This is a genomic window from Xanthomonas bonasiae (assembly GCF_017163705.1).
Classification (GTDB): domain Bacteria; phylum Pseudomonadota; class Gammaproteobacteria; order Xanthomonadales; family Xanthomonadaceae; genus Xanthomonas_A; species Xanthomonas_A bonasiae.
In genome coordinates, this window is record NZ_JAFIWB010000021.1 from 26,560 (window position 1) to 50,117 (window position 23,558).

The window sequence follows — 23,558 nt, forward strand, 5'->3', positions numbered from 1 at the left end:
CCGAGGTGTGCTTACGGCATCAAAACCTTGTCCACCACATGGATCACGCCATTGCTCTGCATCACGTCGGCGGTGGTGACGTGGGCGGTATTGCCCTTGCTGTCGGTGAGGGTGACCTTGCCGCCGCGGGTCTTGGCGACCAGCGTTTCGCCCTGCACCGTGGTCAGCTTGGCGCTGCCGCCGCCGGCCTTGATCTGCGCCAGCAGCGTCGCCGCATCGAGCTTGCCGGCGACCACGTGATAGGTCAGGACCTGAGTCAGCTTGTCCTTGTTTTCGGGCTTGAGCAGCGTGTCCACGGTGCCCGCCGGCAGTGCGGCGAAGGCGGCGTTGGTCGGTGCGAACACGGTGAACGGGCCTGCGCCCTTCAGCGTGTCCACCAGGCCGGCGGCCTTGACCGCGGCGACCAGGGTCGTGTGATCCTTGGAGTTGACCGCGTTGTCGATGATGTCCTTGGTCGCGTACATCGGCGCGCCGCCGACCATCGGATTCGGCTTCGCCTCGGTCATCGCGGCGTGGTCGTGCATCGCGGCTTGGCCGGTGACGGCCATGGCGGGCATCGAGACGAGGCCGGCGAGGGCCAGGGCCAGCAAGTGGATCTTCATGGGTTTGCTCCTTTAGGGGATGCGCGGCCAGTCGACCGTGCACACGCTTTACGGGCGCAGCGCTGGCGCGGTTGCATCACGCCACCCAGATAATGATGAATGCGCATCGCGGGCGGGTATGGCCCCCGCGCGCCAAGAGCACTCCGGCAAGCGTGCCTGCGCAGAGGCTGCGCACACGCTGCAGCCGGCAAGACCGCGCGCGGCGACGGGCTCGTGCGCCATGCCGCACCGCAGGTGTTGCGTCGTTGGGGACTCACGCAGGCAGCACCGCCTGCCAGCGTGGGCAGGCGGCGGACGGACACAGCGCCGTCGGCTCAGCGGCGCTGCAGCACGTAGCTGTTCTCGAAGCCATGCGCGCAGCCCAGCACATGGAAGTCGTTGAAGTAGCCGGTGGCCCTGAGCAGGTCGACCGCGGGTCCGACTTCCGGCGAGTGCTGATGGTCGCCGTAGTCGTCGAACACCACGAACCCGCCGCTCACCACGCTGGGCGCATACAGCAGGAAGTCCAGCAGCACGTTGCGCCCGGTGTGGCCGCCGTCGATATGCAGCAATGCCACTTCGGGTTTCATGTTGTAGAAGTGCTGGGCGCAGAACTCCGAGTAGCCGCGGATGAACTGCGCATTGGGCAGCAGCAGCTGGCGATAGTGGTTGAATTCCTCGAACTGGTTCGGCAAGGCGAACGGGTCCAGGCCGATCACCCTGCGCTGGCGGTTGCTGACCTCGTTCATCAGTACCAGCGACTTGCCCTTCCACACCCCGATCTCCACCAGGTCGCCCGGAATGCCCTCGAGCAGCAGGCACAGATAGCCCAATAGCCGCACATGATCGTGGAACGACAGTTCGCGCCGCGGCATCGCCTGTTCGGCGGGCAGGGTCGCCTGGGCCTGCTCGAAATGCTGGCCGATCAGGGTCCAGATCTGCGAGACGCTGTCGCCGACCGCCTGGTCGTCGATGAAGGTGTTGAGCTCTTGAATGGTCAGCATGGAGTCTCCGACGGCGACGCTGCGCGGGTTTCGGTGTGGGAATGGGGCGGATCGATACTATCGCGTGCCGCGGTGCGGCCGGGTAGCGCAGCTTGCGCCGCGACCGCGACCGCGACCGCGGCATGGCGCCAGCGGAGTGTGTGCGGGCCGCTGCAGACGCGCCGCCGGCTAAATGCCGCGCGCCGCTGTCACTGGACATCGCACCTGCGGTGCGCTTTGCTTGCCGCTTCCCCCATTCATGGTGCGGTGCCGGCGGTGCGGCACCGCCGTCCGGACGAGCATGCATTCGATCGAAGTGGTGTTGGCGATGTTGCTGGCGGTGGTGGCCAGCGGCTATTTGGTCCGCGTGTTGCCGTTCTCGCTGCCGTTGCCGCTGGTGCAGATCGGCCTGGGCGCGGTCATCGCCGGGGTGTTCAAGAAGGGGTACGCGCTGGAGCCGGAGCTGTTCTTCCTGCTGTTCCTGCCGCCGCTGCTGTTCCTGGACGGTTGGCGCATCCCCAAGCAGGGCCTGTTCCGCGACAAGGGCGCGATCCTGGAACTGGCGCTGGGGCTGGTGGTGTTCACCGTGGTCGGCGCCGGTTTCCTGATCCACTGGATGATTCCGGCGATGCCGCTGGCGGTGGCGTTCGCGCTGGCCGCGGTGGTGTCGCCGACCGATCCGGTCGCGGTGTCCTCGATCGCGGCGCGGGCGCCGATCCCGAAGCGGCTGATGCACATCCTGGAGGGCGAATCGCTGCTCAACGATGCGTCGGGCCTGGTCTGCTTCCAGTTCGCGGTGGCCGCGGCGATGACCGGCGCGTTCTCGCTGGCCGACGCCTCGCTGACCTTCCTGTGGGTGGCGCTGGTCGGCGTCGCCGCCGGCGTCGGCGTGACCCTGGGCGCGAGCCTGGCGCAGCGCTGGATCTGGCGCCAGGTCGGCGAGGAGCCCGGCGCGGCGATCCTGGTCAACCTGCTGCTGCCGTTCGCCGCCTACCTGCTGGCCGAGGCGATCAACGCCTCCGGCATCCTCGCCGCGGTCGCCGCCGGCATCAGCATGAGCTACGTGGAACTGAGCGGCCGCGCCCCGGGCAGCATGCGCGTGCAGCGCTCGGCGGTGTGGGACATGGTCCAGTTCACCCTCAACGGCATCATGTTCGTGCTGCTCGGCGAGCAGTTGCCGGGGATCGTGCAGGGCGCGGTGCACAACATCGACGAGGCCGGGCACCTCAATCCGTGGTGGCTGCTGGGCTATGCGCTGGCGATCTATGTCGGCCTGCTGTTGCTGCGCTTCGTGTGGGTGTGGCTGTCGCTGCGCTGGAACCTGCTCAAGGCGCGGCGCCGCGGCGAGGCGCATCTCAGCCCGCCGTGGCGGATCGTCGTGGCGGCTTCGCTGGCCGGCGTGCGCGGTGCGATCACCCTGGCCGGCGTGCTGACCCTGCCGCTGCTGCTGCCCACCGGCGCCGCGTTCCCGGCGCGCGACCTGGTGATCTTCCTGGCCAGCGCGGTGATCGTCACCTCGTTGCTGGTCGCCAGCGTGGCGCTGCCGCGGCTGCTGCGCGGCCTGGAACTGCCGGAGGAACCCAGCGACCGCCTGGAGGAGGACCTGGCCCGGCGCGAATCCTCGCGCGCGGCGCTGGCGGCGGTGGAGAAACTGCGCCAGCGGCTGGTCCACGACAGCGAACATGCCGATCTCTACAACGAGGCGGCGATCCGGGTCAGCGCGCTGTACCAGCGCCACCTCGACCATGGCGAGGCGATGGAGAGCGACCCGGAAGAGGCGCGGCGGCTGGACGACGTGCTGCGCCAGCTGCGCCACGCCGGCCTGCAGGCCGAACGCCAGGAGCTGTTCAAGCTGACCCGCCAGCGCAAGATCTCCGACGAGATCGCGCGCCGGCTGATCCGCAACCTGGATCTGCTGGAGGCGCGGCGGAAGAATTGAGGGCTGGGAATGGGGAATAGGGAGTAGGGAATAGGCGAGAGCGTCGCGGCGGATGCCGGCCTGGCTGGCGGACGCTGCGCTTGCCATGCTCGTGACGATGTTGCTGCTAGGCTTTTCGAATCCCCAATCCCCAGTCCCGGCTCCACCACTATCCCGCATGCGGGAGACTGCTTCCGCTCATCGCGGTTTATCGCAGCGTCGCGGACCTCTACCCTGTCGGACGTTCGTCGCGGCGGCCGCTCCGATCCACCGCGCAAGGAGTTCGTGTGTCGCCGATCATTTCCATCCAGCAGCTCACCAAGACCTACAAAGGCGGCTTCCAGGCGCTGAAAGGCATCGACCTGGACATCCAGCGCGGCGAGATCTTCGCCCTGCTCGGGCCCAACGGCGCCGGCAAGACCACGCTGATCAGCGTGGTCTGCGGCCTGGTCAATCCCAGTTCCGGCACCGTGCTGGCCGACGGCCACGACATCGTGCGCGACTACCGCGCCGCGCGCGCCAAGGTCGGGCTGGTGCCGCAGGAACTGGCCACCGACGCGTTCGAGACGGTGTGGGCGACGGTGCGCTTCAGCCGCGGCCTGTTCGGCAAGCCGAAGAATCCCGCCTACCTGGAGCAGGTGCTGCGCGAGCTGTCGCTGTGGGACAAGCGCGACAGCAAGATCTCCACCCTGTCCGGCGGCATGAAGCGGCGCGTGCTGATCGCCAAGGCGCTGGCGCACGAACCGAGCATCCTGTTCCTGGACGAGCCCACTGCCGGCGTGGACGTGGAGCTGCGCCACGACATGTGGCAGATGGTGCGGCGCCTGCGCGAGCAGGGCACCACCATCATCCTGACCACGCACTACATCGAGGAAGCCGAGGACATGGCCGACCGGGTCGGGGTGATCAACCGCGGCGAGCTGGTGCTGGTGGAGGACAAGCGCACGCTGATGCGCAAGCTCGGCAAGAAGCAGCTGGCGCTGACCCTGCAGGCGCCGCTGCCGGCGCTGCCCGCGGCGCTGGCGGCGCAGCCGCTGGAACTGTCCGCCGACGGCGCCGTGCTGACCTACACCTACGACGTGCAGGCCGAGCAGACCGGCATCGGCAGCCTGCTGCGGCAACTGGAAGAGCAGGGCGTGGAGATCAAGGACCTGCATTCCAGCGAAAGCTCGCTGGAGGAGATCTTCGTCAACCTGGTGCGCCCGGCCGCCGGCCGCACGGAGGCGCGCGCATGAACCTGCATGCGATCGCCGCGATCTACCGTTTCGAGATGGCGCGTACCTTCCGCACGCTGACCCAGTCGATCGCCTCGCCGGTGCTGTCGACCTCGCTGTACTTCGTGGTGTTCGGCGCGGCGATCGGCTCGCGCATGGGCGACATCGACGGGATCCGCTACGGCGCCTACATCATCCCCGGGCTGGTGATGCTGTCGCTGCTCAACGAGAGCGTGTCCAACGCCTCGTTCGGCATCTACATGCCGCGCTGGGCCGGCACCATCTACGAGGTGCTGTCGGCGCCGGTGGCGTGGTGGGAAGTGGTGATCGGCTATGTCGGCGCGGCGGCGAGCAAGTCGGTGCTGCTGGGCCTGCTGATCCTGCTCACCGCGCGCGCGTTCGTGCCCTACGAGATCGCGCATCCGCTGTGGATGTTCGGCTTCCTGGTGCTGACCGCGCTGACCTTCAGCCTGTTCGGTTTCATCATCGGCATCTGGGCCGACGGCTTCGAGAAGCTGCAGGTGATCCCGCTGATGGTGGTGACCCCGCTGACCTTCCTCGGCGGCAGCTTCTACTCGATCAGCATGCTGCCGCCGCTGTGGCAGAAGATCAGTTGGTTCAATCCGGTGGTGTATCTGGTCAGCGGCTTCCGCTGGGCGTTCTTCGGCAAGGCAGACGTGCACATCGCGGTCAGCGCGAGCATGACCGGGGTGTTCCTGGCGCTGTGCCTGCTCGTGGTCTGGGCGATCTTCCGCAGCGGTTACCGGCTCAAGTCCTGAGCCGTCGCCGGCGCGCGTTGCCGCTGTGACGCTTGTGCGGGCCGCCGCCGCGATCCGGTGCGGTGGAAAGGCAACGCGAGGACGGATCTGGTCGCTACCGGGGCCGAAGCCCCACGCGACACGCCCTGCGTAGGAGCGGCTTCAGCCGCGACAGAATAGGTCGGTGACTACGTATCCGGCCTGCGGCGCAGGCGGACGCGATGCGCCAGCCCGACCGTATCCAGACGGGCTGCGGCACACGACAGGATCAGACCAGGACCACCATGAGTGCATCGATCGCCAACGCGGGCAGCTGCCATCGCGCGATGCCGCGCGCTCGCCGCGCCCGCGCGGTCAGTTGCTCTCGAGGTAGTACGCCTCCACGGCGCCCTTGATCTTCATCGTCATCGGATTGCCGCGGCGGTCGCGCGCCTTGCCGACCTGCACGCGGATCCAGCCTTCGCTGACCGAATACTCCTCCACGTTGTCGCGCTCCACGCCGTTGAAGCGGATGCCGACGCCGCGCGCCAGCGCCTCGGCATCGTGGAACGGGCTCTGCGGGCTGATCGCCAGGTGATCGGGAGGGGTATCGCTCATCGTCATGGGTTCGCTTGGCGGCGGGTGGCGCCGTCTTCCGGGGGCGAAGGATAAACGCCTGCGGCGTCGCTGCCGAGTTTCGCTGCGCTTCCGTCGCCGCGCCCGGCGCGTCACACTGCGCGTCCCGCACTGCCCGATCCGCCGCCATGCCCGACAACAGCGCCGACTACGAAGATCCCGACGACCTCAGCGGCGACGCGGACGACGACGATCCGGATACCCAGCAGGGGCTGATCTGGAACCTGCTGCTGCTGATCAATCCCGGCGACGACGAGACCGCGCTGCGCCAGTTCAACGCCTACCGCGAGGCGGCGGGCGAAGTGGAGAGCGACGGCGACGGCTGGCTGTGGACGCTGAAGGACGCCATCGACTGGACCTCCGGCTTCTACGTGGACGGCGGCGATAGCGAAGCGCTGATCGGCGCGATCAACGAACTGGCCGCGCGCTGGAACCTGCGCCTCGACTGGGGCGGCGACGTCGACGACGAGGACTTCCTCGGCGCCCACGACACCGCCTCGCTGCTGGCGGTGGCCTACGACCGCCTGCGCGAGTACGGCTACAGCATCTGGTGCTGGGACACCGGCGGCGACGACCGCGCCGGCTGGATGGCGCTCAGCCGCGACGACGAGGACATGCAGCGCCTGGCGGCGATCCTGGGCATCGACCTGCGCCCGGGCAGCGACCCGTTCTAGGCGCGGCAATCGCGACGCGCGAAGCGGTGGATGTTCCGGCTTTGGATGCAGTCGGGACTGAAGTCCCTCCCACAGTGCACCCCGCCAACTTGCTGCAAGCTCCCTGTAGGAGCGGCTTTAGCCGCGACGAACGGAGCCCGGAACTGCACCGGCATCGTCGGGTGTCGGGGCTGAATCCCCTTTTGCAGCGCACCAGCCAAGCATCCGAAGCATCGCAGCAGCGAGCATCCGCAGCTCCCTGTGGGAGCGACTTCAGTCGCGACGAGTGAAGCGGTGGATGTTCCGACTTTGGATGCGGTCGGGACTAAGGCCCCTCCCACAGTGCATCCAGCCAACTTGCTGCAAACTCCCTGTAGGAGCGGCTTCAGCCGCGACGAACGGAGTCCGGAGCTGCGCCGGCTTGGACGAATGTCGGGGCTGAATCCCTTCCTGCAGCGCACCAGCCAAGCATCCGAGGCATCACAACAGCGATGCATCCGCAGCTCCCTGTGGGAGCGACTTCAGTCGCGACGCGCGGAGTCGCAAGCCGTTACCGCGCCGGCCGCTGCGGGGAGCGGCATCCCAACGCATCCGCAAGCCCACGCCACCGCAATGCGCCGTACTCCGATGCCGCCATGCATGTTCAATCGGCTTCGCCGCGCGCCTGCGCGCGGGCCTGGCGGATCAGCGCCTTCATCAGTGCGCGATCGGTGTGCCGCGACACCGGCACCGCGCCGAGCCGGATCGCTTCGTCGCGCAAGGCGGCGGGCACGTCGTAGTGCGCGCCGCTGAGCTTGTTCTGGAAGGCGCGGCGGGGAATGCCCAGCTGCGCCGCCATCGCATGCAGTTCGTCCAGCGTATCGGCAAGCAGATGTCCCCAGCGCTGGCCGCGCCAGGGATGCACCGCATCGTCGATGTAGACCGCCATCGCGCCGATCAGGCTGGCTTGTGCTTGCCGTCGGCGTCCGCGTCGGCGTCCGTGGTCGCCACCGCGTCGCTTGCCTTGCCCGCCGATGCCTCGGCATCCGCGTCATCGGCAGCAGCGTCGCCCGCCTCGGCGACGCCGTCTTCTTCGGCGTCCGCATCGCCATCGCTCTCGGCGAACTCGGCGACCAGCGCGTCCAGGTACTCGGCCGCGGTCTTGCCCTCGTCGGCGGCAAGGTCGTCGATCATCTGCTGCAACTGGGTCGAATAGTCCAGGGTGATGGTCTTGCCTTCCTGCTCCTGCACGTTGGCCAGATGCTTGAGCATCGCCAGCATCGGCACCGGGTTGTCGGCGTTGCCCATGGTCTGGCCGCCGACCGACAGCAGCCACTCGTTGCCCTGCAGGCCGATCGCGGCCAGCACGCGGCCACTTTCGTCCTGCAGCACGGCGTGGTTGGCGATGGGCTGGTCGCGGCTCAGTCGGGCAAAGGCGCGCTTGGGTTGCTGCTTCTTGCGCTTGTCGCGCTTGGCTTTGGATTGCTTGGACACGTTCGTCTCGCTCGCGGAGTGACCGCCATTGTAAGCGGGGCGGCCGGGCATGACCTTCGGCAGGCTTGACTACATCTGTAGGCATGGCTAGTTTGACTACAGTTGTAGCTATCCAGCCCCGCCACCGCTGCCCGCTGCGCGAGCGGCGGATTTACAGCCAGGGCAGCGGTGCATCCGGTACCGAAGTCGGCGACGCGCGACGCGCGTTCGCGTCGCCGCTCGGGCCGCTGGTCGCTACGGCCCAGGTCATCGCTTCGCCCATCCGCCATGCCCACAAGGAGATCCGCCATGCTGCACTCCAACACCCCACTCTGGCGCCGCGGCGCCGCACTGCTGGTTCTGGCCGGCGCCATCGCGTCCACACAGGCGAGCGCCCAGGACGCCGCCACCGACATCGCCGAACCGGCCGAGCCGGCGTCGCCCGCAATGCCGCCTGTTCCGCCCGTGCCACCGGTGCCGCCGGTGCCGCCCGCGCCCGTGGCCGGCGCGCATCGGCTGACGAACACTTCCACCATCACCCTCCTGTCCGACGATCGCCGCAACGCATCGGTGCTGTTCGAAAAATCCAGCACCAACATGTACGGCAGCAGCGACGACCTGCGCGAGGCGCGGCGCGCGCGCCATGGCGACGAGACGCTGTGGTGGATCCGCAGGGACGGCAAGCGCTACGTGGTGCGCGACGCGGCCACGATCCAGCAGCTGAAGGCGGCCTACGCGCCGGTCGAAGCGCTGGGGCGGCAACAGGGCGAGCTGGGCGAGCGGCAGGGGCGGTTGGGCACGCGCCAGGGCGAGATCGGCCGGCAACAGGGCGCCATCGCACAGGGCCAGGCAGGCCAGGCGATGGAGGAGGCCAGGCGCGCCAGCGAGCAGGCGCGGCTTGCCGCCAGCGGCGGCCAGGCCGCTGCCCGATCCGCGGCACGTACCGATGCCGCGCATGCGGACTTCGCGCAGCAGATGGCGGCCCTGGAAACGCGCCAATCGGCATTGGCCGAGCAACAGGAGGTGTTGGCCCGGCAACAGGAAGTGCTGGCAAAGCGCCAGCAGGTCGCCAACGCGACGCTGCAACGCGACATCGAACGCATCACCCGCCAGGCGATCGCACAGGGCGTGGCGCAACCGCTGCCTCAGTGAGAAGCGCTGCGGCGCGTCGCTGGCTATCCGTCGGGGTTGAAACCCCTCCTGCGATTCACCCGGCAAGTTGGCCGCGAGCCCTTGTAGGAGCGGCTTCAGCCGCGACGAGCGAAGTCGGGAATCGCGACGCCATGGCCGCGAGCTTCTTTCAGGAGTTGGTCGCGACCTGGCTTGATCGGGACAGTTCCGGCCGTGGCCGGAGCCTGCGCAGGCCGGATACAACCCGAGAGGAAACCGCGTCAGCGTTGCGCCGGACTCTCGGCGGCGGCCGTCGCCGTTGCCGGCGACGGCGCGGCACCGCTGCGCGGCGTGTTGCCGGTGACGCTGTTGACCGCGCGGATCGCTTCGCGGGCGGCGTCGGCCGCGGCCTCCGGTGAGGTGGTGCGCGGCGGCGCGATCGTCACCGTCGCCGGCTTGGCGATGCCTGCCGCCGGAGCCGCCGCATTCGCTGCCGGAGTCGCGGTTGGCACCGTCGCCGGAACCGCAGTCGCACTCGTAGCCCGCGCCGGCGCCGACGCAGCGCCGCCAGCGCTCAAGTCCGGCACCTTGGTGTCGGCATCGTTCTGCCGCTGGCCCAGCGCCACGGCGTGATCGCTGCCGGCCAGCGCCGCATCCTCGGCGTCCTTGGTCATCACCACGATGCTGATGCGCCGGTTGATCGGGTTGTCCGGATTCTGCTTGTCGAACAGCACCGAGGACGACAGGCCGACCACGCGCGAGACCTTGTCCTCGCCCATGCCGCCGGCGACCAGTTCGCGCCGCGCCGCATTGGCGCGGTCCGCGCTCAGCTCCCAGTTGCTGTAGCCGTTCTTGCCGCTGTACTGGGTGACGTCGGTGTGGCCGGTGATGCTGATGTGGTTGGGCACTTCGTTGATGAAGCCGGACAGCTCGTGCAGGATGTCGCGGGTATAGGGTTTGAGCACCGCGCTGCCGATGTCGAACATCGGCCGGTTCTCCTTGTCCACGATCTGGATGCGCAGGCCGTCCGGGGTCAGGTCCAGCAACAACTGGTCCTTGAACGGCTCCAGCGCCTGGCTCTTGTCGATCGCTTCCTTCAGGTCCTGCATCAGCGTTTCCAGCCGCTGCTTTTCCTTCTCGCGTTGCGCCGTCTTGCTTTCCGTGTCGCCCGCCAGGCTCTTGCTGCCGAACGGATCCTTGTTGTTGCCGCGCTGTATGTCGGCGCTGCCGCCGAGCTTGATCATCGAGGTGCTGGCGCCGCCGGGGCCGGCCATGCCCGGACTCGGCGCCGGGCTCTTGCCTTCCAGCGGGCTGGGATTGCGGAAGTATTCGGAGATCGCCATGCGCTGTTCCTTGGTGGTGGCCGCGACCAGCCACAGCACCAGGAAGAACGCCATCATCGCGGTCACGAAGTCGGCGAACGCCACCTTCCAGGCGCCGCCATGATGGCCGCCGCCCTGGACCTTCTTGACCCGGCGGATGACGACGGTAGCTTTGGCTTCGGGCATGGCGGCAGCGCTACTTGATCGTCTTCAGGTGCGTCTCGAAGTCCGAGAAGCTCGGCCGCACGTTGCTCGGCAGGGTCTTGCGCGCGAACTCCAGCGCGATCTTCGGGTTGTAGCCGCGCAGGCAGGCCAGCAGGGCGGTCTTCACCGACTCGAAGATGCGGCTGTCCTGTTCGGCGCGCGCTTCCATCGCCGCCGCCAGCGGGGCGACGAAGCCATACGCCAGCAGGATGCCGAGGAAGGTGCCGACCAGCGCGGCGCCGACGTGGTGGCCGATCTCCTCGATCGGGCCGCCGATCGAGCCCATGGTGATGACGATGCCCAGCACCGCGGCGACGATGCCGAAGCCGGGCAGGCCGTCGGAGACCTTGCTCAACGCATGCGCCGGCGCCATCGCCTCGTGGTGGTGCTTCTCCAGCTCCAGCTCGAGCAGCGGCTCCAGTTCGTGCGGCTCGATGTTGCTGCCGATCATCAGGCGCAGGCAGTCGGTGATGAAGTCGAGAAGGTGGTGGTCGGCCAGCACCTTCGGATAATTGCTGAAGATCGCGCTCTCGGCCGGTTTCTCCACGTGATCTTCCAGCGCCATGAAGCCGTCGCGCCGCGCCTTGTTCAGCAGTTCGTAGATCAGGGTCAGGGTGGCCCGGTAGTCGTCGGACTTGTACCTCGGGCCCTTGAACACGCCGGCGATGTCGACGAAGGTCGCCTTGACGATCTTGCCGGGGGTGCTGACCAGGAACGCACCCAGCGCCGCGCCGCCGATGATCATCAGTTCGTAGGGCTGCCACAGCGCGCCGAGCTTGCCGTGCGAGAGCACGTAGCCGCCGACCACGCTGATGATGACGACAAGGAAGCCAACAATGATGAGCATGGCGGAAGCAGCCTGCGAGCCGTGAACGGGGATACCTCCATTTCGGCCCGGCGGCGGCTTTCTGAAGGCGGCGGCACGGCCGCGCCTGCGTGAAGACGCATCTGAAGGCGTCACGTTTGTCGTCGCTGCGGCGGCGTACGCCGGCGTGTGGAGGCCTGGCTTCAGCCGGCTGCGCCGATGCCTTGGCGCGTTTCCTCGAGCGTATAGCCGTGCTCGAACAGGCTGAGCGTGGCGGCATCGCGCGGAGGGTTCCAGCACACGTTGCCTCGGCCTTGGCATGGCGCGCAGCGCTGTCCGCATCGACCCGATGCACGCGCAGGGGACAGCCGAGCATCGGCAGCGGCACACGTTCGCGCGCCGAAGCGAATGCGGTCTGCGCCGCTATCGCCGCGGTGCCCTGGCACGCGCAGCGCATCGGACTGCAGGCCTGCGCCGGCGGCCGGGTGCGGTGCGAGTGGGTTGCGCTGTGGGGCCGTGTCCGCGCGCGCTGCGCGGCAAGATCGGCAAACAACCAAAGGGGGCGCGTGGGTCCCCCTCCGCGTCGCGCGGCGCCAGGCCGTCGCCGGTCAGGCCGGTTCGGTGTCGCCGCCGCCGCGCTGCAACGGGTTCGGCAGCGCCTGGCCCTGTTCGGTGAATTGCAGCGACACCGAGTTCAGGCAATGCCGCTCGCCGCTCGGCGGCGGGCCGTCCGGGAACACGTGGCCGAGATGGCTGTCGCAGCGTGCGCAGACGATTTCGGTACGGATCATGCCGTGGCTTGTGTCGCGGATCTCGCGCACGTGGGCCGGATGGTAGGGCGCGAAGAAGCTGGGCCAGCCGGTGCCCGAATCGAACTTGGCGCTGGAACGGAACAACGGCAGGCCGCACAGCCGGCAGCTGTAGACGCCCTCCAGCTTGTTGTCCAGGAACACGCCGCAGAACGGCGCCTCGGTGCCGTGCTGCAGCAGCACCCGCCGCTCTTCGTCGTTGAGCCCGGCGATCAACTGCTCGCGTTCGGCGGACGTGGGAGGCGTGAGGTCGAATCGGCTCATGGCAGGGGCCTGTGACGCGGAAGGATGCGCACAAGATGAGGGCGCCGTCGCCGCGATCAAGCCGCAGCGGCGGGGCATCGACGTGGCGCCCCGCTTGCGCTAGCGTCGGCGTTTCCGATCACGGTGCTACGGAGCGGTTGTGCATCCTTCCCTCATTCGCCTGGCCGCCATCGCGTTGCTGGCACCGGCGCTGGCGACGGCGCAGAGCCTGAATCCGGCCCCGTCGTCGCCGACCGCCACCCGCCAGTCGACCGCGCTGGAATCGACGCCGGTGCCCAAGGCCGCGCCGGTGCGGTCCAGCCTGGACGATCGCCCGGCGTCCTCGCAGTCGCCCGCGCACAAGCCGGCCAAGGCCAAGCCGGCACCCGCCAACGGCGCCGATGCCGCCGCCGACCGCCGCCCGGTCAAGCTGTATGACCGCGGCGGGCGCGTCATTCCCGGCGCGGTGCAGGTCGGTCCCAACCGCGTGCTGGACACGCGCAGCGGCCGCTACTACAGCACCGTGCCCAGCGGCGACGGCCAGCGCATCGACGAGTAGGCGCCGATCGGCGGCCGGCATGGCCGCGGCGTGAAAGCGCGGCAACGGTCCGTGGTCGCGATCCTCACGAACCGCTTCCTAGACTGGCCCGACGCAGGCGCTCCCGCTGCCTGCGCCGTACCTTCGCTAGGAGAACCGATGAGCAAGCTTCCCGACAACACCCTGGTGGTCGTCGCCGATCGCGTCAGCGCACGCCTGTTCCGCACCAATCTGGCCGGCCAGACCTCGCTGCTGGAGCAGACCGAAGTGCTGACGCCCACGCCGATCGAGGGCGTCGAAGACGGCGACCGGCCGATGACCATGGACGAGGCCGGTTTCGTCCGCCAGCTGGCCGAGCGCCTGTACCAGAGCGCGCTGCGCAGCGACTTCGAGCACCTGGTGCTGGTCGCCGACCCGCAGACCCTGGGCCAGCTGCGGCCGCTGCTGCACAAGGAAGTCCAGAAGCGGGTGGTGTCGGAACTGGCCAAGAACCACGCGCACACCTCGCGCGACGAGCTGGAAAAGCTGCTGGCGTAAGCGCGTCCGTCGCGCAGGCCGCTGCGGCATGCGCCCACTCCCTTCTCCCCTCGGGACCATGGCCCCCTTTTCGGGGGAAGGTGCCCGAAGGGTGGATGAGGTTACGGGCGCAGCCTTATGCACCCAACTCCGCGAGATGCTTCGCGCCGTACCCTCACCCCAACCCCTCTCCCGATGGGAGAGGGGCTAGGGCTGCTCCCTTCTCCCGTCGGGAGAAGGTGCCCCGAAGGGGCGGATGAGGGTACGGGCGCAGCCTCGTGCCCCCAAATGCCGCGAGCCGCTTCGCGCCGGACCCTCACCCCAACCCCTCTCTCCCACGGGACTTCCTTCGGTCGCCGGCGGGAGAGGGGCTCACGCTCAGTCGGCGATCGGCAGGCTCAGCGTCTCCTTCACTTCTTCCATCACGATGTAGCTCTTGGACTCGCGCACGTGCGGCAGGGTCAGCAGGGTGCTGCCGAGCAGCTTGCGGTACGAGGCCATCTCGCTGATCCGCGCCTTGAGCAGGTAGTCGAAGTCGCCGGAGACAAGGTGGCACTCCAGCACATTGGGCAGCTTCAGCGCAGCGCGGCGGAACTCCTCGAAGATGTCGCCGGACTTGTAGGCCAGGCTGATCTCCACGAATACCAGCAGGCTGGCCTTGAGGAAGTGCGGGTCCAGCCGCGCGTAGTAGCCGGTGATGGCGCCATCGCGTTCCAGCCGGCGCACCCGCTCGGTGCACGGCGTGGTCGACAGGCCGACCCGCTCGCCCAGTTCGGTGAAGGAAATACGCCCTTCCTGCTGCAGAATGCGCAGGATCTTGCGGTCGATCTTGTCCAGTTCGCGGGCGCGTACGGCCATGGCGCGGGTCTCGGTGGGCTGGGACAGGGGATTACCCTGCCGGGGATTCGAAAATCAGCGGAAAATCCTGGCTTGCGCTCCATATACTGCGCCTAAACCCATCCGTGGCGCCATTCAGCCAGGGATTTGATCCGACAGAGGTAAGCGCATGCGGGTTCTGGTTCTCGGCAGCGGTGTGATCGGCACGGCCACGGCGTGGTATCTGGCGCGCAGCGGCTGCGAGGTGACGGTGGTCGATCGCCAGCCCGCGGCCGCGCTGGAGACCAGCTATGCCAACGCCGGCCAGGTGTCGCCCGGCTACGCCTCGCCGTGGGCCGCGCCCGGGGTGCCGCTGAAGGCGCTGAAATGGTTGTTCCAGCGCCACGCGCCGCTGGCCATCACCCCCACCGGCGATATCCGCCAGTACCTGTGGCTGGCGCAGATGCTGCGCAACTGCACCGCCGAGCGCTATGCGATCAACAAGGCGCGCATGGTGCGGCTGTCCGAATACAGCCGCGACTGCCTGGACCAGCTGCGCGCCGACACCGGCATCGCCTACGAAGGCCGCCAGCTCGGCACCACCCAGCTGTTCCGCACCCAGGCGCAGCTGGACGGTGCGGCCAAGGACATCGAGGTGCTGCGCGAGTACGGCGTGCCCTACGAACTGCTCGACCGCGCCGGCATCGCCCGGATCGAGCCGGCGCTGGCCAGCGCCCCGGCCACCCTGGTCGGCGCGCTGCGCCTGCCCAACGACCAGACCGGCGATTGCCGCCTGTTCACCCAGCGTCTGGCCGCGCTGGCCGCTGCGGCCGGCGTGCAGTTCCGTTACGGCGAGACGATCGACGGCCTGCATGCCGAGGGCGACCGCCTCGACGGCGTGCGCATCGGCGGCCGCCTGGAGCGTGCCGATCGCTACGTGGTCGCCCTGGGCAGTTATTCTCCGCAGCTGCTCGCGCCGCTGGGCATCCGCCTGCCGGTGTATCCGTTGAAGGGCTATTCGCTGACGTTGCCGATCCGCGACGCGGCGCTGGCCCCGATGTCCACGATCCTCGACGAAACCTACAAAGTGGCGATCACCCGCTTCGACCAGCGCATCCGCGTCGGCGGCATGGCCGAACTGGCCGGCTTCGACCTGTCGCTGCCGGCGCGGCGCCGCGCCACCCTGGAAAACGTAGTGAACGACCTGTACCCGCGCGGCGGCGATCTGGCCCGCGCCGAATTCTGGACCGGGCTGCGCCCGGCCACGCCCGACGGCACCCCGGTGGTCGGCGCCACCGGCTACCGCAACCTGTTCCTCAACACCGGCCACGGCACCCTCGGCTGGACCATGGCCTGCGGCTCCGGTCGCTACCTGGCCGACCTGATCGCCCAGCGCCGGCCGCAGATCAGCGGCGAGGGCCTGGACGTTTTCCGTTATTCGCGTGGCGCCTCGGCGCCCGTCGCAGAGGCAAGTTCGTGCGCCCAGCCCGTGCGTTGATCGATCTGCAGGCGCTGCGCCACAACTACCGCCTGGCCCGGCGACTGGGCGGCGGCAAGGCGCTGGCGGTGGTCAAGGCCGATGCCTACGGGCACGGCGCGGTGGCCTGCGCGCGCGCGCTGGAAGCGGAGGCCGACGGCTTCGCGGTGGCCTGCATCGAGGAGGCGCTGGAGCTGCGCCAGGCCGGCATCGCCGCGCCGATCCTGCTGCTGGAAGGCTTCTTCGACGCCGACGAACTGCCGCTGATCGCCGAACACCGGCTGTGGTGCGCGGTGGCCTCGCCGTGGCAGGTGGAGGCGATCGCCGCCTATGCCGCGCCGCAACCGCTGTGCCTGTGGCTGAAGCTGGACAGCGGCATGCACCGGCTGGGCCTGGCGCCGGACGCGTTCCGCGCCGCGCACGCGCGGCTGAGCGCGTTGCCGCAGGTCGAGCGGCTGGTGCTGATGAGCCATTTCGCGCGCGCCGACGAACTGGACAGCGCGCGCACTCTGGAGCAGGCCGAGGTGTTCCGCCAGGCCACCGCCGGCCTGGCCGGCGAGACCAGCCTGTGCAATTCGCCGGGCCTGCTGGGCTGGCCGCAACTGCACAGCGACTGGGGCCGGCCCGGGCTGATGCTGTACGGCGCCGACCCGTTCGCCGCCGGCGCCGAGCTGCCGGGCGAGCTGCGCCCGGTGATGACCCTGCAGTCCAAGGTGATCGCGGTACGCGAGCTGGCGGTCGGCGAGCCGGTGGGCTACGGCGCGCGTTTCGTCGCGCCGCGGCCGACCCGGGTCGGCGTGGTGGCGATCGGCTATGCCGACGGCTATCCGCAGTTCGCGCCGAACGGCACCCCGGTGCTGATCGACGGGGCGCCCGGCGCGCTGATCGGGCGGGTGTCGATGGACATGCTGACCGTGGATCTCACCGAGCACCCGCAGGCCGGGCTCGGCGGCGAGGTGCAACTGTGGGGCGCGCAGCCGCGCATCGACACCCTGGCGGCGCGCTGCAGCTCCAGCGCCTACCGCCTGCTGTGCGGACTCAAGCGCGCGCCGCGGCAGTACCTGGACGGCTGAGCGGCCGCCGGCGCCTGACCGGCGCCGCGCCTTGTAGGAGCGGCTTTAGCCGCGACAAGCGAAGCGACAGACCTCCGGCGTCGGATACCGTCGGGGCTGAAGCCCCTCCTACGTGCACCCAGCACCCTCACCGCGAGCGCCTTGTAGGAGCGGCTTCAGCCGCGACAGACAGGCACCCGAAGACACGCCACCCGCTCAGCGCTCGGCCACCGCCGCCTTGTCGCGGAACTGGCGACGCAGCCAGTCGTCGAGCATCCGCTTCTCGTAGCGCAGCGGGTCGGTATTCAGGCCGATCGAACTGTTCATCAGGTAGCTGCTGTCGAGCAGCTTGCGCTCGCCCTGCTCCAGCACCTGTCCATCGGCGCCGTACAGGGTGAACGTCAGGCTGATCCGCGGCGGGTAGATATCGCGCATCACCCGCACATCGTTCCATTGCGGGCCGTGCCAGGACTCGTAGTCGCCGGCGCGCTTGATGTCGGTCAGCTCCACCTCCAGCCGCTGGCCGGGCGCCAGTTGCTTGCTGGCGCGCTGCTGCAGGTAATCGGCCAGGTCGCGCACCCAGTCGCCGCGCTGCGCTTCCCAGCGGTTGCGGCTGTAGCGCAGTTCGCTGAAGGCGGCGGGGTCGGTCCAGCGCACCTGCACCGGGCTGTCGCCCTCGGTGCTGCGCGCGGCCTGCGGATCGGTGACGTTGCGGACTTCGGCGGAGGCGCCGCCCGCCACCAGGCAGGCCAGGGCCAGCGCCGTCCAGGCATATCGGATCTTCATCGCGGATCTCCACGGAAACGGCCCCGCCAGTGTGTGCCTGCGCGGGCGCCGCCGCAATCGCGCCGCGCCCGCCAGCCGCCATCGTTCTCCGCCGGTTCATGGGCCCTGGCATGTGACGTGCGGTTCACGCTGCGTCGCCGCGTGCTTCACGCCGCCCGCGCGACCATCCACACATTCACACATGAACACGATTCGGGGATCGATCGCATGAAGATGCCGCTGTTCCACCAGGCCCACGCAGCGACGGACGTCCGCCTGCAGTTCATCGACTGGGCCAAGCGGCATGGGCACAGCCCGGCGAGCGGTGCGGCCAGTTTCGTCGATCAGCAGGCCGACCTGGACGCGGCCGCGCGCCACCTGCGCCTGAACCCGGGCGAAGACGTGCGTCAGGAACTGCGCCGCTACCTGGCCTCGCTGGGCGAGCAGCAGGACGTGGCGGTGCAGTTTCCGCCGATCTATGCCTACCGCAGTCCGCAGGGGCAGGCGTTCCGCTATTCGCTGACCCTGGTCCTGGCCGAGAGCGGGGTCGAGTGGAAGGCGCGGGTCTGGACCGGCCTGGAATACCTGGGCCTGATCGTGGGCCGCGGCGCCGGCCCGCGCGCCAACTACACGCGCCTGGCGCGGATGGCGGTGGAGCACGAACTGGCCAGCGACAGCCCGCGTTTCACGCTGGGCTAGAGAGACAAGGAGACCGCGCATGTCCTATGCAATCGCGCCCGACGACGTCGCCGCGCCCGAACAGTGCCGACAGCAATGCCGCGAACTGGGGGTGGCGCGGGTGCAGCAGATGCTGGATCAGTCGCCACCGCCGTCGTGGCGGCAGGAGGCCGAACGCTGGCTGGAAGAGCAGGCGCTGCGCAGCGCGCGGCTGACCCAATGGGGCGTCATCGCCGGTATCGCGCTGTCCCTGCTGGGGATCGTGCTGGTCGTCGCTTTTCTCTGGTGACCCGGTGCGGCTGCAGCACCGGCCAGCCTGGCCGGCTTGACGGCAGCGGAGCGGCTTAACAAGATGCAGGGTCCGTTGCGCTGTTCCGGGCTGAGCATTTTCCGGTCCTGACCCATCGTCATCGCGCCGCAGGCGCGGAGCGCGTCGTCGCCTCTGCCACCGCAGGCCGTCTCCAGAGCAAACTCCCTCATGCATGTCAGCACCGAATTTTCCTCCACGTCGCGCACGCAGGCGTCGGGCCTGCACTACCGCGAGATCTTCGACAAGATCGACTCCGGTTTCTGCGTGGTGCAGGTGCTGTTCGACGAAGCCCGACGCGCCGTCGATTACGTGTTCCTGGAGGTCAATCTGGCGTTCGAGCGCGAGACCGGCATGCGCGACGTGATCGGCCGGCGCATGCGCGAGCTGTCGCCGACCCACGAGGAACACTGGTTCCGCGCGTACGGCGAGGTCGCGCTGAGCGGGCGCTCGACCAAGTTTGAGAACTACGCGTCCGCGCTGGGCCGCTGGTGGGCGGTGGATGCGTTCCGTATCGGTGCGCCGGAACAGTGCCTGGTCGCCGTGCAGTTCCTCGACATCACCGAACGCAAGCGCGTGGAGCGCGACCTGGCCGAGAGCGAGGCGCGCTTCAGCGCGCTCGCCGAGGGCCTGCCGATGCCGGTCTGGGTGCTGGACGCCACCGGCCAGTTGCGCTTCACCAATACCGCCTACGCCGAATTCTTCGGCATCGACCTGCAGGCCGACGACGCGCAGCCGGGTTGGGGCGACGTGCTGCATCCGCAGGACGCTGGCGTGTTCGCCTTCGAACTGCGCAGCGCGCTGGAAGAACAGCGCAACCTGCGCGCGCTGGTGCGGGCGCGCCGCCACGACGGCGCCTGGCGCTGGGTGGAAATGACCGCGGTGCCGCGCTATTCGGCCGAGGGCGAGTTCATCGGCCTGGCCGGCAGCAGCCCGGACGTCACCGAGCGCCGCGACATCGAACTGGCCCGCGAACAGCTGCTGGAATCGGAGCGCAGCGCGCGCAACGCCGCCGAGAGCATGGCGCGGCTGAAGGACGAATTCCTGGCCACGCTGTCGCACGAGCTGCGCACCCCGCTGACCACGATCCTGGGCTGGAGCGACCTGCTGCTGCAACGGCTGCCGCCGGGCGATCCGAGCAGCAAGGGCCTGTCGGTGATCGCCAGCAGCGCGCGCGCGCAACAGCGGCTGATCTCGGACATGCTCGATCTCAGCAGCATGCTGCTGGGCAAGGTGCAGCTGGAAATCGAGACGCTGGACCTGACCGAACAGGTGCGCGAGGCGCTGCGCGCGCAGGAGCCGGTAGCCGAAGGCAAGGACCAGGCGCTGAGCCTGCGCGAGCCGCCGCAGCCGTGCCTGGTGCTGGGCGATGCCACGCGCCTGCAGCAGGTGTTCTGGAACCTGTTGTCGAACGCGATCAAGTTCACCCCGGCGCATGGGCGGATCGAGCTGGTGATCGACCTCGATGCCGATGGCGAGCACGTGACGGTGGCGGTGCGCGATTCCGGCGACGGCATTCCGCCGGACTTCCTGCCGCACCTGTTCGGCCGGTTCCGCCAGGCCGATGGCACCACCACGCGTCTGCACGGCGGGCTCGGCCTGGGCCTGGCGATCGTGCAGCAGCTGGTGGAAATGCATGGCGGCCAGGTCAGCGCCGCCAGCGACGGCCGCGGCTGCGGTTCGGTGTTCACCGTGCGCCTGCCATTGCACCGCAATACGCCGGGCAAGCGGCCGCTGCGCGAGGTGCGCGCCTTCGCGATGGCCGAGCAGGTGGTGGAGGCGTACGCGCTGAAGGGCATGCGCCTGTTGGCGGTGGAAGACCAGCCGGACATGCTCGAATACCTGCGGCGGCTGCTCGAGGAGCAGGGCGCCGAAGTGGTCGCGGCCGGTTCCGCCAGCGAGGCGCTGGCGGTGCTCGACGATGGCGGCCACGCCCGCATCGACGTGATGGTCACCGATATCGGCATGCCTGGCATGGACGGCTACGGCCTGATCCGCACGATCCGCGAGAACATGGGCCTGCAGGCGGCCGAGTTGCCGGCGGTGGCGGTGACCGCGCTGGCGCGCGACGACGATCGGCAGCGCGCCTTGCAGTCCGGTTTCCAGGAGCATCTGGCCAAGCCGTACAGCGTGGCGCAGTTGGTGTCCGCGGTGCGTTTCGCGCGGCAGGGGTAGCCCCGGCGTTTTTCCCGGGCATTCACGCCATGGCCGCTAGCGTTCCCGGTTTCCCTCGCTGGAGAGACGCATGAGCAAATACGCCGACGCGGTGCACACCGATCCGCAAACCATCGCCGCGCTGCAGGCATGGTTGCCGCACTTGCCGGAACAGGCGCAGGTCCTGGTGCTGCTGGACGACGGCACCCAGGTCAGCGGCACGGTTTCGGTGCGGCCCACCTTGCAGACCTTTCGCGACCACCACGAGCACGAGGGCATCAACGGCGTGCTGCGGCTGGACGATCTGCTGGATCCTGCGCAGCAGCACTTCATCTGGCTGGACCGGATCCGCGAAGTGCAGCCGTTGGTCCCCACATCGTGACCGCGGTATGCCCGCGCGTCGCCGCAATTGACATCTATTTCACGTTTGCCGAGCGCGTGCTGTGCATCATCGGTGGTCCTGTCGCCACCCTGGAGAGCTGAGCAGCGATGCGCCTTCCCTCGTCCCCGGCCCGTTGGGCACTGTGTCTCCTGTCCGCTGCCGCGTTGAGCGCTTGTGGCGATACCGCCAAGCATTCCATCGAGGAGGGGATGGGGCCCGATCCGGTGCTGCCCGATCCGGTCAAGCGCATGATTCCCACGGTGAAGGTCGCCGAGGTCAAGCGCTGGGCCGATGGCGCCGCGCCGGTGCCGGCCGCCGGCCTGGCGGTGCAGGCCTTCGCCCGCGACCTGGACCACCCGCGCTGGCTGTACGTGCTGCCCAACGGCGACGTGCTGGTGGCCGAGACCGCTGCGCCGCCCGCGCCGGAAAAAGAGAGCAGCGGCCTGCGCGACAAGATCCAGGGCGCGATGATGGCCAAGGCCGGTTCCACCGTGCCCAGCGCCAACCGCATCACCTTGCTGCGCGACGCCGATGGCGACGGCGTGGCGGAGGTGCGCACGCAATTCCTCAAGGGGCTGTATTCGCCGTTCGGCATCGCCCTGGTCGGCGACCGCCTGTACGTCGCCAATGCCGACGCGCTGGTCAGTTTTCCGTACAAGGACGGCGACACCCAGATCAGCGCCCCGCCGAGCTTCGTCGCCAACCTGCCGGGCGGCATCAACCATCACTGGACCAAGAGCCTGCTGGCCAGCCGCGACGGCAAGAAGCTGTATGTCGGCGTGGGGTCCAACAGCAACGTCGCCGAGAACGGCATGGACGCCGAGCTCAATCGTGCCGCGATCCTGGAAGTCGACGCGCAGAGCGGCGCCACCCGGGTGTTCGCCAGCGGCCTGCGCAATCCGGTGGGCCTGGCCTGGCAGCCAGGTGCGGACACGTTGTGGGTGGTGGTCAACGAGCGCGACGAGATCGGCAGCGATCTGGTGCCCGACTACCTGACCTCGGTGCGCGAAGGCGGCTTCTACGGCTGGCCGTACAGCTACTACGGCCAGCACGTGGACGAACGCGTGCAGCCGCAGAACGCGGAGATGGTGGCCAGCGCGATCAAGCCCGACTACGCGCTGGGCGCGCATACCGCCTCGCTGGGCCTGACCTTCTACGAAGGCGCGCTGCTGCCGCAGGCGTATCAGGGCGGTGCCTTCATCGGCCAGCACGGCTCCTGGAACCGCGATCCGCCGTCCGGGTACAAGGTGATCTATGTGCCCTTCGCCAACGGCAAGCCCAGCGGCAAGGCGCAGGACGTGCTGACCGGCTTCCTCGATGCCGAAGGCAAGGCCCAGGGCCGTCCGGTCGGGGTGGCGGTGGACAAGCCTGGCGCGTTGCTGGTGGCCGACGATGTCGGCAACGTGATCTGGCGGGTGACGCCGAAGGCCGGGCCGTAACCTGCGCTGGTCGGTGGCTGCGCCCGGCTCTCTTGCAGGGCCGGGCGCAGCGCCGAAAACTCCCTCGCGCCACATCCCATCGTTGGCATGCCGGTAGCGACACGCGCTCTGTCTTCGATTGCGGACTCAGGATCGTCGCGACCATCGGCGCGCATGGTGTTGATGGCCGGTGTGTCTGCGCTTCGGCAAACGCAGGGGCTCGTAGCGTTGGCTCTCGGCCGATGTGTGGCCGCAGCCGATCAAGCGGAGGCGTCACGCCTGCGGCGCCGAAGGGCAGCGTGCCGCCGCATCTTCATGCGGTGATTTGATTCCGATCGAAAGATCCGAACATCGAATGTGGGAGCGACTTCAGTCGCGACGGGCCTTGTCGGGAAAGCCCGTCGCGACTGAAGTCGCTCCCACAAGTGACCGCACATGGATCGAACCGATCCAGCCCGAAAATTCCAGGCGATCGATCCAGCGCTCTCGACGCGCCCTACGCCCTAATGCTCCACCGGCGCCGGCTCCACCCCGAAGCGGCGCGCATAGCCGCGCTCGCCGACCACGCGTTCCACCTCGGCATCGCCGAGTTCGGGCGCGGCATAGACCGCGTAGACCACGCTGCCGTCGTCGCGCTCGCCGCGCTGGTGCAGGCGGTAGCGCGGGCGTCCGGTGCCTGTGTTTTCCGGATAGTGCAGCGGCGGTTGGCTGCCTTCCAGATCCACTTCGCTGTTGTCGACGACGCCACCGATGAACACTGCGCGCATATGCCTCTCCATCTGTCGGGG

At 68.9% G+C, this 23,558-nt stretch carries 25 protein-coding genes; 14 read left to right on the forward strand and 11 right to left on the reverse strand.

The genetic code is table 11. From position 1 onward, the window contains the following. Positions 1 to 11 precede the first annotated feature (11 nt). A complete protein-coding gene (locus JR064_RS16250; RefSeq protein ID WP_425510307.1) occupies positions 12 to 557 on the reverse strand; it encodes a fasciclin domain-containing protein in 546 nt (181 codons plus the stop codon). A 359-nt stretch (positions 558 to 916) separates the two neighbouring features. Then, on the reverse strand, positions 917 to 1,585 hold the full coding sequence (locus JR064_RS16255) for a class I SAM-dependent methyltransferase (RefSeq protein ID WP_179568848.1): 669 nt from the start codon (positions 1,583 to 1,585) through the stop codon (positions 917 to 919). A gap of 280 nt (positions 1,586 to 1,865) precedes the next feature. Here JR064_RS16255 and JR064_RS16260 point away from each other — a divergent pair, with 280 nt between their 5' ends. From JR064_RS16260 to JR064_RS16270, 3 genes are all read left to right on the forward strand, one after another. Continuing rightward, positions 1,866 to 3,503, forward strand: a complete 1,638-nt coding sequence (locus tag JR064_RS16260; protein ID WP_179568846.1) for a Na+/H+ antiporter — start codon at positions 1,866 to 1,868, stop codon at positions 3,501 to 3,503. Between the two features lie 266 nt (positions 3,504 to 3,769). Further along, entirely contained in the window at positions 3,770 to 4,717 is a 948-nt protein-coding gene (locus JR064_RS16265) for an ATP-binding cassette domain-containing protein (protein ID WP_206230440.1), read from the forward strand. Further along, a complete protein-coding gene (locus JR064_RS16270) occupies positions 4,714 to 5,475 on the forward strand; it encodes an ABC transporter permease (protein WP_179568842.1) in 762 nt (253 codons plus the stop codon). The genes JR064_RS16265 and JR064_RS16270 overlap by 4 nt, the downstream gene beginning before the upstream one ends. Positions 5,476 to 5,808: 333 nt before the next feature. Here JR064_RS16270 and JR064_RS16275 read toward each other — a convergent pair whose 3' ends face one another. Further along, positions 5,809 to 6,051, reverse strand: coding sequence for a DUF3297 family protein (locus JR064_RS16275; protein WP_179568840.1), 243 nt, complete (start codon positions 6,049 to 6,051; stop codon positions 5,809 to 5,811). Between the two features lie 146 nt (positions 6,052 to 6,197). Here JR064_RS16275 and JR064_RS16280 point away from each other — a divergent pair, with 146 nt between their 5' ends. After that, positions 6,198 to 6,743 carry a DUF6630 family protein gene (locus JR064_RS16280; RefSeq protein ID WP_206230441.1) on the forward strand — a complete coding sequence of 182 codons (546 nt, stop codon included), beginning with the start codon at positions 6,198 to 6,200 and terminating at the stop codon, positions 6,741 to 6,743. Between the two features lie 622 nt (positions 6,744 to 7,365). Here JR064_RS16280 and JR064_RS16285 read toward each other — a convergent pair. Together JR064_RS16285 and JR064_RS16290 are read right to left on the reverse strand one after the other, a co-directional pair. Continuing rightward, positions 7,366 to 7,650, reverse strand: a complete 285-nt coding sequence (locus JR064_RS16285) for a DUF4031 domain-containing protein (RefSeq protein WP_206230442.1) — start codon at positions 7,648 to 7,650, stop codon at positions 7,366 to 7,368. An 8-nt stretch (positions 7,651 to 7,658) separates the two neighbouring features. Then, positions 7,659 to 8,195: a hypothetical protein gene (locus JR064_RS16290; protein WP_206230443.1), complete on the reverse strand. Its 537-nt coding sequence runs from the start codon at positions 8,193 to 8,195 to the stop codon at positions 7,659 to 7,661. 288 nt (positions 8,196 to 8,483) lie between these two features. Here JR064_RS16290 and JR064_RS16295 point away from each other — a divergent pair, with 288 nt between their 5' ends. After that, the gene (locus tag JR064_RS16295; protein WP_206230444.1) at positions 8,484 to 9,326 is read left to right on the forward strand and encodes a hypothetical protein; all 843 of its coding nucleotides are present in this window, start codon (positions 8,484 to 8,486) and stop codon (positions 9,324 to 9,326) included. Positions 9,327 to 9,565: 239 nt separating this feature from the next. Here the strand turns inward: JR064_RS16295 and motB are convergent, their stop codons facing one another. The 3 genes from motB to msrB all read right to left on the reverse strand — a co-directional run bounded on the left by motB (position 9,566) and on the right by msrB (position 12,688). Further along, positions 9,566 to 10,792: a flagellar motor protein MotB gene (gene motB, locus JR064_RS16300; RefSeq protein WP_206230445.1), complete on the reverse strand. Its 1,227-nt coding sequence runs from the start codon at positions 10,790 to 10,792 to the stop codon at positions 9,566 to 9,568. A gap of 10 nt (positions 10,793 to 10,802) precedes the next feature. Continuing rightward, on the reverse strand, positions 10,803 to 11,657 hold the full coding sequence (gene motA, locus JR064_RS16305) for a flagellar motor stator protein MotA (protein WP_206230446.1): 855 nt from the start codon (positions 11,655 to 11,657) through the stop codon (positions 10,803 to 10,805). Between the two features lie 566 nt (positions 11,658 to 12,223). Continuing rightward, on the reverse strand, positions 12,224 to 12,688 hold the full coding sequence (gene msrB / locus JR064_RS16310) for a peptide-methionine (R)-S-oxide reductase MsrB (RefSeq protein ID WP_206230447.1): 465 nt from the start codon (positions 12,686 to 12,688) through the stop codon (positions 12,224 to 12,226). A gap of 139 nt (positions 12,689 to 12,827) precedes the next feature. On the opposite strand from msrB, the gene JR064_RS16315 reads away from it, so the two are divergent. Together JR064_RS16315 and JR064_RS16320 are read left to right on the forward strand one after the other, a co-directional pair. Then, positions 12,828 to 13,226 carry a hypothetical protein gene (locus JR064_RS16315; protein ID WP_206230448.1) on the forward strand — a complete coding sequence of 133 codons (399 nt, stop codon included), beginning with the start codon at positions 12,828 to 12,830 and terminating at the stop codon, positions 13,224 to 13,226. 138 nt (positions 13,227 to 13,364) lie between these two features. Further along, complete coding sequence (locus tag JR064_RS16320) at positions 13,365 to 13,742, forward strand: baeRF12 domain-containing protein (protein ID WP_179568823.1); 378 nt, start codon at positions 13,365 to 13,367, stop codon at positions 13,740 to 13,742. Between the two features lie 357 nt (positions 13,743 to 14,099). Here the strand turns inward: JR064_RS16320 and JR064_RS16325 are convergent, their stop codons facing one another. Then, on the reverse strand, positions 14,100 to 14,579 hold the full coding sequence (locus JR064_RS16325) for an Lrp/AsnC ligand binding domain-containing protein (protein ID WP_206230449.1): 480 nt from the start codon (positions 14,577 to 14,579) through the stop codon (positions 14,100 to 14,102). 148 nt (positions 14,580 to 14,727) lie between these two features. Here JR064_RS16325 and JR064_RS16330 point away from each other — a divergent pair, with 148 nt between their 5' ends. Beyond that, positions 14,728 to 16,035, forward strand: coding sequence for a D-amino acid dehydrogenase (locus JR064_RS16330; RefSeq protein ID WP_206230450.1), 1,308 nt, complete (start codon positions 14,728 to 14,730; stop codon positions 16,033 to 16,035). After that, entirely contained in the window at positions 16,014 to 17,087 is a 1,074-nt protein-coding gene (gene alr / locus JR064_RS16335; RefSeq protein WP_206230451.1) for an alanine racemase, read from the forward strand. The genes JR064_RS16330 and alr overlap by 22 nt, the downstream gene beginning before the upstream one ends. 195 nt (positions 17,088 to 17,282) lie before the next feature. Here alr and JR064_RS16340 read toward each other — a convergent pair whose 3' ends face one another. Beyond that, positions 17,283 to 17,852 carry a DUF3016 domain-containing protein gene (locus JR064_RS16340; protein ID WP_179568816.1) on the reverse strand — a complete coding sequence of 190 codons (570 nt, stop codon included), beginning with the start codon at positions 17,850 to 17,852 and terminating at the stop codon, positions 17,283 to 17,285. Positions 17,853 to 18,059: 207 nt separating this feature from the next. Between JR064_RS16340 and JR064_RS16345 the strand changes: the two genes are divergently transcribed. The 5 genes from JR064_RS16345 (at position 18,060) to JR064_RS16365 (ending at position 22,791) form a co-directional block, all read left to right on the forward strand. Next, positions 18,060 to 18,530, forward strand: a complete 471-nt coding sequence (locus tag JR064_RS16345; RefSeq protein ID WP_191825366.1) for a hypothetical protein — start codon at positions 18,060 to 18,062, stop codon at positions 18,528 to 18,530. 19 nt (positions 18,531 to 18,549) lie between these two features. Then, complete coding sequence (locus tag JR064_RS16350; protein WP_206230452.1) at positions 18,550 to 18,798, forward strand: hypothetical protein; 249 nt, start codon at positions 18,550 to 18,552, stop codon at positions 18,796 to 18,798. 189 nt (positions 18,799 to 18,987) lie between these two features. Then, on the forward strand, positions 18,988 to 20,991 hold the full coding sequence (locus JR064_RS16355) for a PAS domain-containing hybrid sensor histidine kinase/response regulator (RefSeq protein WP_206230453.1): 2,004 nt from the start codon (positions 18,988 to 18,990) through the stop codon (positions 20,989 to 20,991). 70 nt (positions 20,992 to 21,061) lie between these two features. Next, complete coding sequence (locus JR064_RS16360; protein ID WP_206230454.1) at positions 21,062 to 21,352, forward strand: DUF3247 family protein; 291 nt, start codon at positions 21,062 to 21,064, stop codon at positions 21,350 to 21,352. Between the two features lie 107 nt (positions 21,353 to 21,459). Further along, positions 21,460 to 22,791: a PQQ-dependent sugar dehydrogenase gene (locus JR064_RS16365; protein WP_179568808.1), complete on the forward strand. Its 1,332-nt coding sequence runs from the start codon at positions 21,460 to 21,462 to the stop codon at positions 22,789 to 22,791. A 482-nt stretch (positions 22,792 to 23,273) separates the two neighbouring features. On the opposite strand, the gene JR064_RS16370 is transcribed toward JR064_RS16365, so the two are convergent. Beyond that, the gene (locus JR064_RS16370) at positions 23,274 to 23,537 is read right to left on the reverse strand and encodes a hypothetical protein (protein WP_179568806.1); all 264 of its coding nucleotides are present in this window, start codon (positions 23,535 to 23,537) and stop codon (positions 23,274 to 23,276) included. Positions 23,538 to 23,558 lie beyond the last annotated feature (21 nt).

Coding starts and splice junctions, on each gene's coding strand:
- JR064_RS16250 (WP_425510307.1), bottom strand. CDS start 557: ATGCCCGCCATGGCCGTCACCGGCCAAGCCGCGATGCACGACCACGCC.
- JR064_RS16255 (WP_179568848.1), bottom strand. CDS start 1,585: ATGCTGACCATTCAAGAGCTCAACACCTTCATCGACGACCAGGCGGTC.
- JR064_RS16260 (WP_179568846.1), top strand. CDS start 1,866: ATGCATTCGATCGAAGTGGTGTTGGCGATGTTGCTGGCGGTGGTGGCC.
- JR064_RS16270 (WP_179568842.1), top strand. CDS start 4,714: ATGAACCTGCATGCGATCGCCGCGATCTACCGTTTCGAGATGGCGCGT.
- JR064_RS16275 (WP_179568840.1), bottom strand. CDS start 6,051: ATGAGCGATACCCCTCCCGATCACCTGGCGATCAGCCCGCAGAGCCCG.
- JR064_RS16280 (WP_206230441.1), top strand. CDS start 6,198: ATGCCCGACAACAGCGCCGACTACGAAGATCCCGACGACCTCAGCGGC.
- JR064_RS16285 (WP_206230442.1), bottom strand. CDS start 7,650: ATGGCGGTCTACATCGACGATGCGGTGCATCCCTGGCGCGGCCAGCGC.
- JR064_RS16295 (WP_206230444.1), top strand. CDS start 8,484: ATGCTGCACTCCAACACCCCACTCTGGCGCCGCGGCGCCGCACTGCTG.
- motB (WP_206230445.1), bottom strand. CDS start 10,792: ATGCCCGAAGCCAAAGCTACCGTCGTCATCCGCCGGGTCAAGAAGGTC.
- motA (WP_206230446.1), bottom strand. CDS start 11,657: ATGCTCATCATTGTTGGCTTCCTTGTCGTCATCATCAGCGTGGTCGGC.
- msrB (WP_206230447.1), bottom strand. CDS start 12,688: ATGAGCCGATTCGACCTCACGCCTCCCACGTCCGCCGAACGCGAGCAG.
- JR064_RS16320 (WP_179568823.1), top strand. CDS start 13,365: ATGAGCAAGCTTCCCGACAACACCCTGGTGGTCGTCGCCGATCGCGTC.
- JR064_RS16325 (WP_206230449.1), bottom strand. CDS start 14,579: ATGGCCGTACGCGCCCGCGAACTGGACAAGATCGACCGCAAGATCCTG.
- JR064_RS16330 (WP_206230450.1), top strand. CDS start 14,728: ATGCGGGTTCTGGTTCTCGGCAGCGGTGTGATCGGCACGGCCACGGCG.
- JR064_RS16340 (WP_179568816.1), bottom strand. CDS start 17,852: ATGAAGATCCGATATGCCTGGACGGCGCTGGCCCTGGCCTGCCTGGTG.
- JR064_RS16345 (WP_191825366.1), top strand. CDS start 18,060: ATGAAGATGCCGCTGTTCCACCAGGCCCACGCAGCGACGGACGTCCGC.
- JR064_RS16350 (WP_206230452.1), top strand. CDS start 18,550: ATGTCCTATGCAATCGCGCCCGACGACGTCGCCGCGCCCGAACAGTGC.
- JR064_RS16355 (WP_206230453.1), top strand. CDS start 18,988: ATGCATGTCAGCACCGAATTTTCCTCCACGTCGCGCACGCAGGCGTCG.
- JR064_RS16360 (WP_206230454.1), top strand. CDS start 21,062: ATGAGCAAATACGCCGACGCGGTGCACACCGATCCGCAAACCATCGCC.
- JR064_RS16365 (WP_179568808.1), top strand. CDS start 21,460: ATGCGCCTTCCCTCGTCCCCGGCCCGTTGGGCACTGTGTCTCCTGTCC.
- JR064_RS16370 (WP_179568806.1), bottom strand. CDS start 23,537: ATGCGCGCAGTGTTCATCGGTGGCGTCGTCGACAACAGCGAAGTGGAT.